This window comes from Colwellia hornerae (genome assembly GCF_007954355.1).
In the GTDB taxonomy this organism is placed as follows: domain Bacteria; phylum Pseudomonadota; class Gammaproteobacteria; order Enterobacterales; family Alteromonadaceae; genus Colwellia_A; species Colwellia_A hornerae.
The window spans coordinates 126,316-141,826 of sequence record NZ_VOLR01000006.1 but is presented as its reverse complement, the minus strand read 5'-3'; the positions used below and the strand labels follow the sequence as shown (position 1 = coordinate 141,826).

General features: G+C 40.8%; 10 protein-coding genes. 5 read left to right on the top strand and 5 right to left on the bottom strand.

The window, feature by feature from the left end:
* Nucleotides 1-58 precede the first annotated feature (58 nt).
* The 3 genes from ESZ26_RS05845 to ESZ26_RS05835 all read left to right on the top strand — a co-directional run bounded on the left by ESZ26_RS05845 (nt 59) and on the right by ESZ26_RS05835 (nt 2,926).
* Nucleotides 59-1,285, top strand: a complete 1,227-nt coding sequence (locus tag ESZ26_RS05845) for an alkaline phosphatase family protein (RefSeq protein WP_170246315.1) — start codon at nt 59-61, stop codon at nt 1,283-1,285.
* Nucleotides 1,286-1,539: 254 nt separating this feature from the next.
* A complete protein-coding gene (locus ESZ26_RS05840) occupies nt 1,540-2,388 on the top strand; it encodes an alpha/beta hydrolase (RefSeq protein ID WP_146798813.1) in 849 nt (282 codons plus the stop codon).
* 88 nt (nt 2,389-2,476) lie between these two features.
* A complete protein-coding gene (locus tag ESZ26_RS05835) occupies nt 2,477-2,926 on the top strand; it encodes a MaoP family protein (protein ID WP_146798812.1) in 450 nt (149 codons plus the stop codon).
* A gap of 416 nt (nt 2,927-3,342) precedes the next feature.
* Here the strand turns inward: ESZ26_RS05835 and ESZ26_RS05830 are convergent, their stop codons facing one another.
* On the bottom strand, nt 3,343-3,600 hold the full coding sequence (locus tag ESZ26_RS05830) for a pyocin activator PrtN family protein (RefSeq protein WP_146798811.1): 258 nt from the start codon (nt 3,598-3,600) through the stop codon (nt 3,343-3,345).
* A 627-nt stretch (nt 3,601-4,227) separates the two neighbouring features.
* On the opposite strand from ESZ26_RS05830, the gene istA reads away from it, so the two are divergent.
* Entirely contained in the window at nt 4,228-5,679 is a 1,452-nt protein-coding gene (istA, locus tag ESZ26_RS05825; protein WP_146798810.1) for an IS21 family transposase, read from the top strand.
* Nucleotides 5,680-5,955: 276 nt separating this feature from the next.
* Nucleotides 5,956-6,591 carry a YagK/YfjJ domain-containing protein gene (locus tag ESZ26_RS05820; RefSeq protein WP_146798809.1) on the top strand — a complete coding sequence of 212 codons (636 nt, stop codon included), beginning with the start codon at nt 5,956-5,958 and terminating at the stop codon, nt 6,589-6,591.
* A 471-nt stretch (nt 6,592-7,062) separates the two neighbouring features.
* On the opposite strand, the gene ESZ26_RS05815 is transcribed toward ESZ26_RS05820, so the two are convergent.
* From ESZ26_RS05815 to ESZ26_RS05800, 4 genes are read right to left on the bottom strand one after another with little or no spacing between them, the layout of a single operon-like run.
* Nucleotides 7,063-10,320 carry a type I restriction endonuclease subunit R gene (locus tag ESZ26_RS05815; RefSeq protein ID WP_146798808.1) on the bottom strand — a complete coding sequence of 1,086 codons (3,258 nt, stop codon included), beginning with the start codon at nt 10,318-10,320 and terminating at the stop codon, nt 7,063-7,065.
* 31 nt (nt 10,321-10,351) lie between these two features.
* A complete protein-coding gene (locus tag ESZ26_RS05810; protein WP_146798807.1) occupies nt 10,352-11,725 on the bottom strand; it encodes a restriction endonuclease subunit S in 1,374 nt (457 codons plus the stop codon).
* On the bottom strand, nt 11,718-12,782 hold the full coding sequence (locus tag ESZ26_RS05805) for a PDDEXK nuclease domain-containing protein (protein WP_223271619.1): 1,065 nt from the start codon (nt 12,780-12,782) through the stop codon (nt 11,718-11,720). Before ESZ26_RS05805 ends, ESZ26_RS05810 begins: the two co-directional genes overlap by 8 nt.
* Nucleotides 12,782-15,169: a type I restriction-modification system subunit M gene (locus ESZ26_RS05800; protein WP_146798806.1), complete on the bottom strand. Its 2,388-nt coding sequence runs from the start codon at nt 15,167-15,169 to the stop codon at nt 12,782-12,784. The genes ESZ26_RS05805 and ESZ26_RS05800 overlap by 1 nt, the downstream gene beginning before the upstream one ends.
* Nucleotides 15,170-15,511: the final 342 nt, after the last annotated feature.

Sequence of the window (15,511 nt, the reverse complement as noted above, 5' to 3'; positions counted from 1 at the left end):
AGTTAAAAAAACAACGCTAGCAAGTCGTTAAACAGACAATTATTGATGAGAAATGACAGTGAATAAATTATTTATAATAGGCATATTATTTGTCTTAAATGCATGCAGTTTAGAATCAAAAAATTCACCAGGTATAGTATCCAAGATTAATCCTAAACCTTATGTGTTGTTAATTTCACTGGACGGTTTTAGATGGGATTATGTTAATAAATATCAGCCGAAATTTTTGTCTCAATTTGCTAAAGAGTCTGCTCATTTAACATCATTACGTCCTACTTTTCCGACAAAAACCTTTCCTAACCACCTAAGTATTGTTACCGGGTCATATCCTGAAAATCATGGCATAGTGGCTAACCGTTTCTATGCTCCAGACTTAAATAAAACCTACAGCATAAGAGACTCGGAAGCGGTGACCAATCCTGACTTTTATTTACGTAAACCCCTGTGGATTATTGCTGAAGAACAAAATATGCGTACTGCTAACTATTTTTGGCCAAGCTCTGAAGCCGCTATTGCAGGTATTTCCCCGTCTCATTTTAAAAAATATAATCACAACGCCTCGCATCAAGAACGTATAGATGGTGTGTTAAATTGGTATCAGCTTCCTCCAGGCGAACGGCCACAATTAATAACAACTTATTTTCATGATATAGACAGTGCAGGACATGGTTTTGGTCAAGATTCACCTGAACTTGTTGCCGCCATTAACCGTGTGGATAGCACCATTGGTGAAATGGTTGAAAAAGTACGAGCGTTAGACTTTGAAGTAAATATTATTATTGTCTCTGATCATGGTATGGCCGACTATCCTGCTGAAAATTATGAATATTTACCTAATTGGTTAAATGATGAATATAAAGTTTTAGCAAGCAACCCTATTACCCTTATATACGATGAGGGCAAGTCTACACGCACCTTAGCTCAAACTGTTACACAATTAAATCAACAAGCTACACATTATAAATGTTATCAATACCAAGATATCCCAGCAAAATTTAACGCCTCAAAATCAAGTCGTATCGGTGATATAGCTTGTTTAACCGATAACGATTGGTCAATAGGTTTTACCGGAAAAACCAGTAAAGGAAATCATGGCTGGAGCCAGTTTGACACTACAGATATGGACGGAATATTCTATGCACAAGGGCCCGCGTTTAAAAAAGCATATCAGTTAGATACGGCTGAAAACATAAATATTATGCCATTAATCGCAGAGATTTTAGGGCTAGAAATTACCACAGCAATTGATGGTAAATTAGCGACTATGAAACCGTTACTTAAATAAATATTTGCCAATAAATATTTACCAATAAAAGTTGCAGAGATTTTAGGGCTAGAAATTACCACAGCAATTGATGGTAAATTAGCGACTATGAAACCGTTACTTAAATAAATATTTGCCAATAATAATTACCACTAAAAGTAATATAACGGTGATTTATTTGCTGGAGTATTACTTATGCTTAATTTTTTATAAATAACTCGTTATGGTTAAATAAATATGACGACTTGTCATCGCGTAAATAAAGAGAGATTCACTTGAAACGAGCAATATATTGTTTAACGTTGCTATTAATATTCACCAGCAAGCTATCAATGGCTTTTGCAACAACGCCTTTTCAAATACCAAGAAGTATAGTCGTTGAAATTAAAGATCCCAACAGTCAACGTGTTTACCCATTATTTATAAAATTACCTAAATCTTATGCTAAAAATGACGATAAAATTTATCCCGTTATTTACTTAACCGATGCTAGGTACACTTTTCAAATTGTTTCTGGGGCAACCCGTTATCCAATGAATGCACAAAAAATGAAAGAAGCTATTATCGTTGGTATTTCATCTGCGAAAGGGTCAAAACGAGATGCTAGCAGAGTGCGAGACTATACCCCATCAATAAATAAATCCTGGCAACAAACAACAGGTGGTGCTCAACAGCATATGGTGTTTATCGAAGATAGCGTTATCAACTATATTGATAAAAGTTATCGTACGGATAGGCAAGATAGAACCTTTGTGGGTAACTCGCTTGGCGGATTATTCGGTACATACATATTATTAGCTAAGCCAACATTATTTAATCATTACATACTTGGTAGTCCCTCTTATTGGTTTGATAATAGAGTTATTTTTAAATTAGAAGAGGCGCATCGCAAGCGGCAGTTAACTATTAATGCTAATATTTTTATTGCTATTGGCGAGCGTGAATCAAAGGCATTAGTCAGCAGCCATGAAATGGTCAAAGATGCTCAAGATTTTTATAAAAAAATACTTAATTGGCCGCAAACTCACGTATCGGCAAAAATTGTTATTATCCCAGAAGCCAATCATCAAACCGCTTTTCCTACTACAGCAATTCAAGGACTACATTGGATTTACAAAATATAATCTCATGCTTTTTTTGTATTTTTAGCCAAAAAAAAGTCACCAACAGTGTATATAAAAGTAAATAATATACATTAAGTAAAATATTCTAATGAACGTAAAAAATAATTGCCAATTAATCGATATTGAGTTAAAAATGCGATTATCAGTATATTTATATTTTAGTAGAGTTTATAAAATGGCTAATTTAGCAATATCAGTAGAAAGTTTTAAGGTAAATAAAAAATTTTACGATGATAGAAATTATCCGCGCGGCATAAAGCGTTCTGGTGACTTTAACTTGGCTGAGGCCGAGGCATTAGAGAAATATGGCGTTGCATTAATGGCACTTTCTTTAGAAAGTCGTCTGCCTGTTACAGAAGAAGAGCAACATTTTGTTGACGTTTGTCGTGGTAAGGCTGCTGTAAGCAACACCATTGAGAAGGCTTGGTTAAAATATCAGCACATAATTTTAACTCCCAAGCAATTTCACACCTTATTTGGCCGAACTAAAGTGGGAGTAGACGAAGAGATTGAGTCAGATCCTGACGACCTAGATTAACTTTTTCTTGTAAACTTATTTAATCGACCCGTCATCACTTAACCCCAAATAAGCATCAAGCAGACTAGACGTTAATTTACCAAGTGATTAAGTGCTGTTATGTAACATTTGCTCATATTTAGATCGTATAAATGACTAAAAGCTATCTAAGCTTTCAGGGCAGTCGCTTGATATTATTTCTTTTGTTTAACACCGCTAAAGCCTTTATAATCAGCGCAATTTTCAGTTGTTGTTTTCTACAGCTACATTCGCTTTAAACTTAAAGGTTTTTTATAACTTTATGATTTCACATAAACTATCCGTTGCACCTATGCTCGATTGGATCTACCTACTAATAAAATCAATAGCTTAGCTATGTCGTGGGGGACTATTGGGGGACTGTATTTATAAAAAAGCCCCCTTGCGGAGGCTTAAAGTTAGCAGTTTACGTGTTCCCATTCTTTTTTAGCTAATTCACGTTGCTTATCAATTAAACTGGCTAAATCAGCTACGTGAATCAAAAGAGGGGATTTTTTATTTGACTCATCAAGTCTCACCACGTGTATGGGCAATGTACCTCCATTAGCTTTGTTAACAGCCGTACGATAACTACAGCCAAAGTACTCATCACAAACTTCACTCAGTGGCACTAAGGCCTTTTCAAACTGTGCCATTAGCATAAATGTTGTATTCATGCTCCCATCTCCAGTGCAACTCTATTTATCCGATGCTTGTAACGAAACAACTCTGCCACAACTCTCTCTAGTGAGATAAGCGGCTGGGTAGAGTGATTCAAAAGTGTGTCTTTAATTGTCATATTTTGCTACCTATCAATGTCCTAAGTACCCCACAGAAGTTGCTTTTTCTGTGAAACGGAAATTCAAAATTCACTATGTTCATATAGTGATATCAAGTTTTATGGAACGCTTAATGGCTAAGAGTGAACCTCAGGCGTATTACTTAACTAATCGGTCAGTAGCCTATTCGGGGGAACAAAATCAACATGCTTGTCAGAAAATCAAGAATGAACCACAGTCGTTCAACTGGCAAAGTGGTCTTGGCCTATCAGCCTATCAGCTCAACTGAAAACAATGGCTAATATATAGAGATTTTTAAGTACGTCAACCAAATTACGCTTCAATTTTTAGTTGAAAATTTCTTAATCAATCAAAACGTCTGCGGCACAGGGAGTTACATTACAATGTCAACCCTATCAATGCCTTACGTGTCATCTTTTGGTTGACTCGGATGGTTGTGTTGGCATATATTCGTTCGAAATTCGAGGCGGCAGTTTAGCCTACCAATAATTGAGAATAATACGAATGCACTGTAATAAAACGCCAATAAAAAAAGTAACAGAGCTTTTACGATTAAAGTTCGAGGTTCACTTGTCCCACAGAAAGATAGCCAAAAACCTTGAGATTGGAGTAGCGACGGTTTCCGATGTGTTAAATCGGTTTAGTAAAGGTGGGGTAGGGTGGTCTCCTCTAATAACTGAAAGCCAACTTGAAGAGTATCTTTATCCTAATAGATTGAAGGCTACCGTTAAGCTAGCGCCCGACATGGGGGGCATTCATCAACAGTTGAAACGCCAAGGTATGACTAAGAAAGCACTATGGCAAAAGTATCGTGAAGAGTACCAAGAACAGGCTTATGGTTTTACTCAATTTTGTGAACGTTATAACCGCTGGCTCGTTAAACAAAAGCCTAGTATACGGCAAAGTCATCAAGCAGGTGATGTCTTACTCGTAAGCTATGTCAGTCCTGATTTCGCTATTGTTAATCCTGACACTGGTGAGTTACGTGAAGTTATCATTCTTGTAGCAAGCCTTGGAGCATCGAACTATACATACAGTGAAGCGATTGAAAGTAATGATATCGAAAGTGGTATTATGGCTATTGCTAATGCGCTAACCTTTTTTGGTGGTACACCTAGTCGAACTCTTGTTTACCAGCAAGCTAGTTTTGGTCGAAACACTCCGTCATTCAATAAGAACTATCTGGCAATCGCGAACTTTTACTGTATGTCATCCGAACACCTTAAATTAAGATCGGGACAAACAAAGCGTAATATTGATATTTCCTTACGGGTAGTTACTCGATGGATTTTAAGCAAGATCCGCTCAGTAGATTTTTACACGTTAGAAAGTCTAAATACCACCCTAAGTCAGTTGTCGAAAAAACTTAATCAGCGCGTTGTTAAGTCATTACCAGAAAGTAGAAGCAGCTTGTTTGAATTACTAGATCAGCCTGTATTAGAACCTTTACCTGATTCCTCGTATTTGTACATCGACTACCGAACTTTAAAAGCAGGGATAAACCATCACGTGTGTTACAAGAAACACTATTATTCAATTCCTGTGCAATATCATGGTGCTCAATTAGACATACAAGCGACTGCTAGTTCGGTCAAAATACACCACTGTGGGCGGCTTATAACACAGCATAGTAGAAAGCATAAAGAGAATGGTTTCAGTACAATAGACGAGCATATGCCGACAGACAAAGAGAAGTATAAGTGGTCACCGAAAAGCATTTTAAGATCGAGTAAGAAAATTGGCTCATCAACCTCAATGGTTATTGATGAAATACTCAGAAGTACACGTCACCCAGAGCAGAGTTACCTTACTTGTTTTGGTATCAATAACTTGGCTAAACAACATAGTTGCGAACTCTTGGAACTTGCTTGCAAAAAAGCTCACTATCTAGATCGTATTAACAGAAAGGTTATAGAGCAACTTATAAAAACTGAATTATCACTTGAAAAGCATTAATCGATAATCGCACCGTTTTAACAGTAGGCTTCGTTGGCTGTCTATCGTAGTTACACATATATCTATTGAGAGAACTTAACTGTTCGGGCGACCGAAAAAGCCCTAGATACAGTGAACGAGATTGTCCCTAATAAAGCCGTGAGTACCGGTTTCGAAACTCACTCTGCCGCAGAATAACTGATTTCAGCGGTGCTATGAACAGAAGGTCGGTAAGAGATAGTATCTGTTATGGGAACAGGCTGCAAAAAATTAATAAATAAATAGAGAGTCACAATAATGAAAAAAGTAACCAAATCGCAAACAATAACAATGGATGGTATCGAGTTAGATATTAACACAAAAGATTACTCAGGCTGTTACATCAACATACTGCAAATTTTCAAAAATAAAATTGACACCATGCTAACTTATCATTGTAAAGTCTTCACGTACCGCTTCGACCTACATTTGAAAAGCGCTACTGATTACAGCGAAGGTGTATCCAAATTTATTAAAAAATTACGTAAGAAACTAAGGAGTATATGGGACTTAGAGAAAATGGGGTATATTTGGGCTAGGGAGCAACATGACGCCGAAGCGCAGCACTATCACTTTTGTTTAATGTTAGATGGCAACAAGATACAAAATTCTAAAAACTTGCGTAAAACCTTAATGGAGATCGCTACTCAAATGGAAATGACTCTTGGTTATTGTGAACGACCTACTGAGATGTTGAACCGTACCAATCTGATCACGTACAAAGCCTTATTTAAGCGACTATCTTACCTAGCGAAAGAGCGCGGTAAGGAAGTAGGTAAACGTAAAAAGACAGCCAATAATTATTCCAGTAACCGCATCAAGCCAAATCCAAAGAGTATATGGCGCGGGCATAAAGACGATTTCGTCAAGTTACATAAACTGAGCGAAGGCTAGCACACAAACAACTTCTCATAGTTTAGTTCAATTCAATAGCGACGGCTATTCGACAGTCCAAAGCATCATCTAAACGAGTTGTACAACTGTCTTCTACGAACGCTATCGCTGAGGTTGTATCTTCAACAAATCAAACACCGTATCGTCAATCGCTTGTGGGAAGTCACCAGAGCCGTCGCTCGTTGGACATACTGCTTCGCCAGTATCCAGTGTCTGAGCAAAAAGGCTCTCTCACTGACAACTTGGTCAAGCAGAGTTGTACAAGAGCCGCCGCTCGTTCGACAGACAGCTTCGCCAGTATTCAGTGCCTGAGCAACAAAGGCTCTCACACTGACAACTTGGTCAAGCAGAGTTGTACAAGAGCGATGGCTATTCGACAGTCAACTCGCCAGTAGTTCAATTCAATAGCGACGGCTATTCGACAGTCCAAAGCATCATCTAAACGAGTTGTACAACTGTCTTCTACGAACGCTATCGCTGAGGTTGTATCTTCAACAAATCAAACACCACTCTAGCAAAGCCTTTCGCCAGATCTGGGTTTGATAAATACTGCATCATCATCGCCTGCTGCGCTTGGCTGCTATCCATTACCGCATCGTCAATCGCTTGTGGAAAGTCGCCGAGCAACGCTTGCTCAGGCGTGTTGTTGGCTATCTGAGTCATCACCGCAATGTTTTCTTGTAGCTTGTCTCTAACGGTATGCGCGTAGTTGATCAAGTCTTTATCCGTAAGCTCATCGGTAATAAACAATTCATTCAAGCGCACCAGAATCTGCGACAGAAACTCTTCTTTTTTATCTTTAGCTTTAGCACTACCAATATCATTGCTAGGTTCAAGTTTGTACTCAGCGTTAGTTTCGCGCAGCTGCATATCTTGCTGATGAATTTTAGATAAGCGATAGTGACTCATTACCACGTTCTCTATGTCGACCTCATCTTCGCTGATTAGCTTTTCACGCAGCAATGGGCGCAGATGGCGCGCATACAGGCTAAGTTTTTCCAATTCTTTGTCGTCATAGTCAACTATCTGTGACATAAACTCATAGAAGCGGGTAAAACTTCCTAGATCCTTTTTGAATATCTCAAGGCGGTCTTTCTCCTGCTTGCACTCTTTAAAGCTGTTTTCGGCATTCGCCATCAACACGGCATCAGCGGTTTGTTTAGTCCGTTCAAACATTTCTTTTGCTCGCAGGTACGCCTCAACAGCCGAGCTGTAACGCTTCTGCCAGCGCTCTTGTGCGAGCTTACAGATATTACTGATCACCGAGTTACTTTTGTTCTTGGTAAAAAAGGCGTCACAGAAACGCTCAACCTCACTCCACAAAAAGATGCCACTGCCACGTAATTTCTCATACAGATCGAAGACAAGGTTAGGATCACTAACATCCATCAGTTCAGCGGTCTGATAGTAAGGCTGAAAGGCATCTAAAATATCTTGTGGTTCATTAAAGAAGTCCAACACAAACGTACCGCTTTCTGCTTTGCCAGGATAGGTACGGTTCAAGCGTGATAACGTCTGTACACATTCCACACCACCTAGAGGCTTATCTACGTACATAGCGCACAGTTTAGGTTGATCAAAACCGGTTTGAAATTTGTTTGCCACCAGCATAAGTTGGTAATCATCACTATCAAACGCTTTACGCATGTCCCGACCTTTCAAATCAGGGTTCATGTTCTTTTCTGTAAACTTGTGATCCAGCCATGCTGTGCAATCGGGATCTTTATCGGTGAACTCAACCTCGCCAGAAAAGGCAACCATTGCTCTAATCGCCTGATAGCCATTTTCAGCAACATACTTATCAAAAGCAAGCTTGTAACGTACTGCCTCCTTACGAGAGCTAGTAACTACCATAGCTTTCGCCTGACCACCTAACAGCCCCATTACATTGTCTTTAAAATGCTCAATGATGACTTTTACTTTCTGAGAAATATTATAATCGTGCAGCCTGACCCACTTATTCAATTTAATCTTGGCTTTTTTGCTATCAACCTCGGTATCTGCTGCCTCGATCTTCTGCGCTAACTGGTAAGCAACATGATAGTTGGTGTAATTCTTCAACACATCAAGAATAAAGCCCTCTTCAATAGCCTGACGCATCGAATAAACGTGATATGCCTCTGGCTTGTTCTGCTTAGAAGGTTGCTGAGTTGGGTCGGGTAATCGTCCAAAAAGCTCTAACGTTTTCGGCTTAGGGGTTGCGGTAAACGCATAATAATTAAGGTTGCCACTACCACGCCGTGCAGCAATGGTTGCATCAAGAATATCTTCCGAGGTTAACACCGTATCGTCATCGACCTCATCGGTCATTAACACTTCTTTTAACTGCCGAGCGGTCGAGCCACTTTGCGAGGAATGCGCTTCATCGGCAATTACCGCATAGTTACGCGTCTTTAAACTAAGGCTGTCTTCAATGGCACGTAAAACATGGGGAAAGGTTTGAATGGTCACAATAATAATCGGCTGAGCATTTTCTAATGCCGCCGCCAGTTTCTCAGATTTAGAGCCGTCGCCTTCTTTATTGTTAATACGGCCAACGACACCATCGGCATGTTCAAACTGGTAGATAGTATCTTGCAACTGATCATCAAGCACAGTACGGTCGGTCACTACAATCACTGAATGGAACTGCTTGTTTCCCTGCGCATCATACAGCGTCGATAGCTGATGAGCTGTCCATGCAATCGAGTTCGATTTACCTGAGCCGGCACTGTGTTGTACCAAGTATTTGTTACCGGTGCCTTCATCAATGGCAGCATCAATCAGTTTAGTCACCACATCCCACTGGTGATAACGCGGAAAGATCAACGTCTCTTTTTTAGACTTTCGACCTTCCCAATCCTCTTTTTCTTCAATTTGCAGGTGCACAAAGCGCGCAATAATATTGAGTAAGTTGTCTGGGTGTAACACTTCATTCCACAGGTAGTCTGTTGCATAATGGTTTTCATCATCAGGCACATCGTTACCGGCACCGCCATCGTGTGTACCTTTGTTAAATGGCAAGAAGAAGGTATCACCGCCTTCGAGCTTGGTTGCCATATACACTTGGTATTGACTCACAGCAAAGTGCACCAGCGCACCACGTTTAAAGCTTAGTAGCGGCTCTGGTTTCTTGGTGACAGGGTCTTTAGGGGAACGGGTAAATTTATACTGCTTAATGGCATTTTCAATGGCTTGTTTGAACTCAGACTTTAGCTCTAGGGTGGCAACAGGCAGGCCATTAACAAACAACACCAAGTCAATGCGCCATGCCTTCGACTTTTTACCCGTTGCTGCTAAGTGTTCAGCGGTCGCGTAAGGGCTGTAAACCAGTTCAGGTACAATACGGCAGATGTTCTGTTGATAACGCGCTAACGTGTCAGGGTTGAGGTTATGCTCAGGTTTAAACTGGCACAGCGAGAAACGCGCATTACGGATCTTCAAATCATGTCGCAACACGCCCAAAGTGCCGTAGCTGCGAGAGAGTTGATCGGTGGCATTAATATCAGCTTTTTTGAGTTGGCCAACTAACGCATCAAGAAAGTGCGATTCGGGGTCAATCGGGAATAGCTTACAAAGCTTTTGCCACTCTTTCGGCTGTGTCTCTTTGACGAAAGTTAACGCATCTTGCTCATACAATGCCGATTCACGGTTGTAACCATCGGGCGTGCCTTCCACCCAGCCGTTAGCGACCATCTGCGCGATGATATCGTCTTGAAAGATACGCTCTTGTGTTGCATCCTTGCTCATGTGCTTGTCTCCATTTTTATACGTTCCCATCTTACGAAGTAAAGTGTCGCACATCGATTTTACCTGTGACTGCGGCTGATATTATCGCTGTTCGGCGCTCTTGCATTAATGTTATTGCGCCCTCTGCTTTTTTAGTTAACATATCAAACCGATTTTGCATCTGATTTATATATGAACTAATCTTTTCTTGCTCACTCAATGGCGGTAAAAGAATTTTTGCTTCTTTTATATCATCTTGTCCAATATTCGGATCTTTTCTTGTGCCTGCTGCGCCTATCATCCAGAAAGGTCGATAAAACTCATAGAATCGATGTAAGTATTCAGAACGAATAGAGTTAGTCGGTAAGACAGCGCATACAGCCTGATTAATTGTCGATTCAAACTTGAGTAATGAGTGCTTTCCTATAGAACCTGCTCCGCCATACATAGCGAGCAAAACACTATCCACAGGTAATAAAGAGCAAGCTGAATCATTAACAGCCTTCGGAGTAATTCTAATTGGTGTGTCATTCAGCAGATCATTGTTCAAATCGGTAGTACGAATCCAAGGAATTTTACCTCCTTCATAATAGAGTTCATACTTTGAGGTGGTGGGTGTTCCGCCACTAGTAGTTCCCGATTTCCATTTTAGTTTAGATACATCCCAATGCTCCGGCACTTCACCCAACCACTCAATACCAGAGTCTTTCATTGCTGCATCTGGATTTAAGCCTTTGGTAACTGCATGGCTGATTACCGCCTGACGCTTCTCTTTCAGCAACTTAATCAGTAGTTGCTGCTTGTCGATCAGCGTATCGATTTTAACGGTTTCGTGATCGAGGAAACTGGCGATTTTTTCACGCTCTTCCAATGATGGCAGCCAAATATTAACGCCTCGAAGAATCGCTTGAGTGATACTGAATACCTTAACGCCTTTCACTGCATGCCTAACTTGAGTCCTAAGCTCTTTAGAATCTATTAGGTATGCGTAAAAACGACTACACTTACGATCTTTAGGCCGTGCAATGATAGTGTGATATCCCGCAAAGACAGGGATATCACTAGTTAGCTGAGTAAAGTTACCTGAACCATCAATGTCTTCCGATGTATCTGCAAATACTAAATCGCCTTTTTGAAGCAATGCTGACGGAGATGATTTTAAGTAGCTCTCATCAACGCATTTAAGTAGATGCTTATTAGGATCGACTTCAAACCCATACTTAGAGTGAACTTCGCCATAATTAACACATGGAACGCCTTCGTATTTTAGGTTTTCCTTCGTGATAGTAAGACCTTTACCAAAAGAAAACATATAACGTAATTTGCTAGTTTCCCAATGAGAAGGTATTTCAGCCAACCACTCAACCCCAGAATCTTTATACTCAGGGTAAGCCGTATATTTTCCCTTTAAATTAGTATTACTCATGGTCACCTCCCAACAACTCTAACTCAGCCACACTCGGCAAACTGCTTTGTAAAGCTTCTGGCAGAGACTGTGTAAGTTTGTATTCAGAGATGCCCATCGGTTTGTTAATGTCACTCAGCGCATATTCAGCAACGACTTTGTCTTTGGTTTTACATAACAAGATGCCGATGGTTGGTGCGTCACCTTGCTTGCACAGTTGCTCATCAATGGCTTTAATGTAAAAGTTCAGTTTACCTGCATGCTCTGGCTCAAACTCGCCTAGCTTTAATTCAATCACCACATAACAGTGCAGGCGGGCATGGTAGAAAAGTAGGTCGATATAGAAGTCGCGCTCACCCACTTTAATTGGGTACTGTCGTCCCATATAGGCAAAGCCAGCGCCCAGCTCTAACAAGAATTGAGTGATATGGTCGATTAGCCCTTGTTCTAACTCTCTTTCACTATGCTGTTTACTCAAATTGAGAAAATCGAAAATGTAAGGGTCTTTTAAAGTCTGCATCGCCAAGTCAGACTGTGTTGTTGGCAGTGTACGTTTAAAGTTATGCAGCGCAGCGCCTTCACGTTGCCATAGTCCACTGTCTATCTGGTGTACTAAGACATTGCGGCTCCAGCCATGCTCAAGAGTACTTTGTACATAATAAACAGCTTCTTCCATGCTTTGGCACTTAGCGATGATTTGAATATTGTGTCCCCACGGGATCTGCACTAATTGGGCAACAAGCTGTTGCCCAATTGCATTGCCTGCATAGAATTGCTGCCATTGCCGAATGTATTTAAGGTTCCTCACGGAAAAACCTTTCATATCAGGAAACGTCGCCATTAAGTCTTTACTGAGCTGAGCCAGTAACTTATCACCCCATGTTGCGGTTTTTTGACGTTCAACAATGTCTGCCCCTAATTGCCAGTACAGCTCCAGTAGTTCACTATTCACCTTTACAGCTGCTTTAAGTTGGCTTTGTAAGACTCGCTGTTTAAGTTCTGTCAGCCACTGTTTATAATGTGGATCAACTGACATCAGTTCATTATTTACCGCATCGTTTGCCATATCGCTTTTCATTATGAGTGCACCTCTTGTAACAGCTTCATAATGTCTGCACTCACGGCATCGAGATCTGCATCAATCTCGGTTAAGTCCCGTGGTGGCTGGTATTGATAAAAGTGACGATTGAAGGGGATTTCATAACCAACAATACCAATCTCGTTATCTTTAGCATCACACTTGTCAGCATTGATCCACGCATCGGCAACATGTGGAGCTACTTCTTTAGTAAAGTAAGTTTCAATCAGCTCAGCGTTAGTGATAGTCGGGTCAAGCGGAACATTTTCGTTATCGCGCAGGTCGCCGTCAGTTTGATACTCAACCACCTTACCTTTGTAGCTTTTTAGACTACCGTTATAATAAAAGGCTCCATAGAACGGCTGTGAACCGCTTTTAACAACTTTTTTAACCAATGGCTCAGCTTCTGGGTTTTTCCACGTTACCGCGTCTAAGAATTGCTTTTTCTCTTTAGTATCAAGTTTTATGTCGGTGGCTTTAAGTGCTTCTTTCAGTTTAAGATCGAATTCGTTGAAATCATCACATTGCTCACTGCCTAACTCTGCTTGTAGTTGCTGCGCTTTTTCCATTAATGATTTTTGAAACAACCAGACTTTACTATCTAGCAGGTCTTTAATTTGTTTCTCTTTTAGCTCAGGAAAATCGGCTTTGAACATGGCACGAAGTTCAGGCTCGTTATCCATCAACGACCCATAGTTTTCTTCCGTCCACGCGAAGCCAAAATCATTGTAAATAGACTGCATCACCGCAGTAAACGGTTTAGGAGAAAAACGTAGTGACTGCACCGCAGCACGGGTAATTTTTGCAGATAAACGCAGTGGACGCTCGATAGTCAATCGGCGGTAGCCAAAGTCAGTGCTATCGAATAACTTGCTGGCAAAGGTTTTAGGCGCAGTGCTTTTAGGTGTTGCTGACTGACGGCCACGATTCGATTTTTGTTCAACTGGCTTATCCAGCTCTTGTGCATCAATCACGGCAAAGTCACCAAAAGCACGGGTAATGGTTTTAATATCGTCAGCACTCATTAGGTTACGTTTAGAGCCTAACGACTTACGCATTTTGCCATACAGGTTCGAGCCATCAATGAGTTGTACCTTACCTTTACGCTGCGCTTCTTTTTTATTGCTCAGTATCCATACGTAAGTGGCAATGCCGGTGTTATAAAACATATCGGTTGGTAGCGCGACAATCGCTTCGAGTAGATCAGATTCAAGGATGTAACGACGGATTTCACTTTCACCACTGCCCGCACCACCGGTAAACAGTGGCGAGCCATTAAGGATAATACCAATACGGCCACCGTTAGCGGCTTCGGTTGTCGATGAAGCGCCTACGGCAGGTGAAGAGCTATCACGCATCTTACTGAGCAAGTGCATCAAGAACAGCAATGAACCATCAGATACACGCGGTAAGCCAGCACCAAATCGACCCGCAAACCCCTTTACTTGGTGCTCATCTTTGATATCGCCTTCAATCTTTTTCCAATCCACACCAAACGGCGGGTTCGCAAGCATGTAATCAAACTTTTCGGTTGTTAATTGATCATTAGATAATGTGTTACCTAATTTAATATTTTTAACTTCTTGCCCTTTAATCAGCATATCAGCTTTACAGATAGCATAAGACTCAGGGTTTAATTCCTGCCCAAATGTCACTATACGTGCTGACTGGTTATGCTCGTACACATACTCCATGCCTGATGATAAGAAGCCACCTGTACCCGCTGTCGGGTCATAAATTGTGCGGATAGTACCATCTTTAGAGAGGGCATTATCATCTTCCATAAACACTAATGAGGTGGTGAGCTGTACAATGTCACGCGGAGTAAAGTGCTCTCCGGCAGTTTCATTGGAGCCTTCGGCAAAGCGGCGAATTAGCTCTTCAAACACCAAGCCCATCTCATAGTTAGAGATAGCATTAGGGCTTAGGTCAGTAGTAGCAAACTTTTTCACCACCTTGTACAACAGGTTAGCTTCATTAAGTGAGCCAACAAACTCATCAAACTTGAAGTGCTCAAAGATTTCACGGGCGTCTTGGGAGAAGCATTGAATATAGCGTTCAAGATTGGCTTTGATATCAGACTGCCCCATCTTGCCAAGATCCATCGGTGACGTATTAAAGAAGGACAGTCCCTTAGGGTTCGATGCAGCTTGTGTTGCACGTAATAATAACTTCTCTTGCGCTTCTTCTGGCAAGTTCATCGCTTGAACTTTTTCATTCTGTGCAACTACGGCATCTTTACTTGCTTCAAGCACACACTCAAGACGACGTAACAGGGTAAACGGTAGGATAATACGACCATACTGCGATTGTTTGAAGTCACCACGTAATAGGTCTGCTACTGACCAGATGAAGGCCGCTGTTGATGAGAAGTTAGAAGACGTCATGAAAAACCTAAGAAAAATGTAAAATATGACCAAGATTATACATAGTTTTAGTGACGTTGTTAGTGTTGTTCTTGAGCTATTGAATCAATGAGTTATACCTACAGTAGTTGGGTAGCTATAAATAATGGGGTGTGGTTAAGGTGCTACTGCTACATACTTTTAGTTATTTGATTGTACGGTTAGCAGTTTAGAGAGAAATAATTAGTTGTCGTTGTTCGTTCTACCGCAACGGATTAACGACAACAAACCTCTGTACACCCTGAATACACTGGGTTTTGTATGGTAATACACGATGCCAGATGTTAAAGTTACTACTACTCTTTGTGTTTGTGACATAGCACT